At 66.6% G+C, this 1,606-nt stretch carries 2 protein-coding genes; both read right to left on the minus strand.

Going from position 1 to position 1,606, the window contains the following annotated elements:
* A partial coding sequence (locus Q4E95_RS13690; RefSeq protein WP_303383819.1) for an HpcH/HpaI aldolase/citrate lyase family protein occupies window positions 1-813 on the minus strand: 813 nt, incomplete at its 3' end.
* Window positions 798-1,583 carry a 2-oxo-hept-4-ene-1,7-dioate hydratase gene (hpaH, locus tag Q4E95_RS13695; protein WP_303383820.1) on the minus strand — a complete coding sequence of 262 codons (786 nt, stop codon included), beginning with the start codon at window positions 1,581-1,583 and terminating at the stop codon, window positions 798-800. The genes hpaH and Q4E95_RS13690, both read right to left, overlap by 16 nt.
* Window positions 1,584-1,606 lie beyond the last annotated feature (23 nt).

A 1,606-nucleotide genomic window follows, 5' to 3' on the forward strand; every position in this document is an offset into this window, starting at 1 on the left:
CAGGGCCCGGCTGCCGTTGGCGAGCAGAGCGACGTCGGCGCCCACGTTCACGAAGTCCGCGCCCGCGGTCAGGTAGTCCCGCGCCTGGTCCTGGGCGAACGCGTTGACGCCCACGAACTTACCCGCGGCCTTGACCTCGGTGATCACGTGCTTGACGGCGGCCACCACGTCCGGGTGGGTTTGCTGCCCGAGCAGCCCCATGGAGGCGGCCAGGTCCGACGGGCCGATGAACACGCCGTCGACCCCCTCCACAGCCGCGATCTCGCGGATGTTCGCCACGGAGTCCGCCGATTCCGCCTGCACGATCAAGGTGATGGTTTCGCGCGCTCGCGCCAGGTAGTCGGGGATGCGGTTCCAGCGGCCGGAGCGGGCCAATGCGGAGCCGACGCCGCGCACCCCCTGTGGCGGGTACGCCACCGCCCGCGCCGCGGCCTGAGCCTCCTCGACCGAATCGACCATGGGCACCACCAGGGTCTGAACGCCCAGGTCCAAGTACTGCTTGATGAGCACCTCGTCATTGGCGGAAACCCGCACCATGCCCAGCGTGGGGTAAGCGGCCACCGCGCGCAGCACCGACTGGATGGTCTCGAGTGACAGCGGCGAGTGCTCGCCGTCGATGAGCAGGTAGTCGAAACCGGTGCCTGCCAGGATTTCGGCGGCGGTGGGATCACCGGAGGAATGGAAAATCCCGATTACCGGTTGCTCGCCGTCCGCCAGCGGAAACAGGTCCTTGAGGCTCGGCAGCGCGCCCGGCAGGTTGGCCGCGCCCTCGGCGCGGAAGGACCGGATCAACTCGTTCACTCGAAGCGACATGTAATGGCTCCCAAATTTCCGTAGTCAGCGTGCACGGTGTCCCCGGGGTGGACCCACATGGGTTTGGTGAACGAACCGGCCAGGATGATGCTCCCGGCGGGCAACGAATCGCCGTGCGCGGCCAGTTTATTGGCCAGCCACACCACGCCGTTGGCCGGGTGGTTGAGTACCGCGGCGGCCACGCCGGTGTCCTCAAGGGTTTCGTTGCGGTACAGCAGCGCCGAGACCCAGCGCAGATCCACGGTCTCGGGGGCCACCGGGTTACCGCCGTAGACCATGGCGCCCAGGGCGGCGTTGTCCGAGATGGTGTCCACAATGGTGCGGCCCTCCATCTCAATCCGTGAGCTGAGGATCTCCAGGGCCGGCACCACGTATTCGGTCGCACGCAACACGTCGAAAATGCTCACGTTCGGACCCGTGAGTTCCTCCTTGAGCACGAACGCCAGTTCCACCTCGATGCGCACGTTCGAGTACCGATCGTGGGTGATCACGGAGCCGTTCTCGTAGACCTGATCGGCGAAAATCGCGCCGTAATCGGGTTCGCTGATGCCCGTGGCCTCCTGCATGACCTTGGACGTCAGCCCGATCTTGCGCCCCACCAGGCGGCGCCCGGATTCCTCACTGCGGCGGCGCCATTCGTTTTGCACCGCGTAGGAATCCTCCACGGTCATCTCCGGGTACTGCTGCGTGAGCCGCGGGATCATGGTGCGATCACGCTCGGCCGCGGCCAGATCATCGGCGATCCGGGCTATGCGTTCCTGGTCCAGCATGGTGTCTCCCTCGCGTTCGTCGG

The organism is Kocuria sp. (assembly GCF_030536815.1).
Taxonomy (GTDB): Bacteria; Actinomycetota; Actinomycetes; order Actinomycetales; family Micrococcaceae; genus Kocuria; species Kocuria gwangalliensis.

What these genes read in the sequence shown, in the direction of transcription:
- hpaH (WP_303383820.1), bottom strand. Translation starts at nt 1,583, where the DNA reads ATGCTGGACCAGGAACGCATAGCCCGGATCGCCGATGATCTGGCCGCG.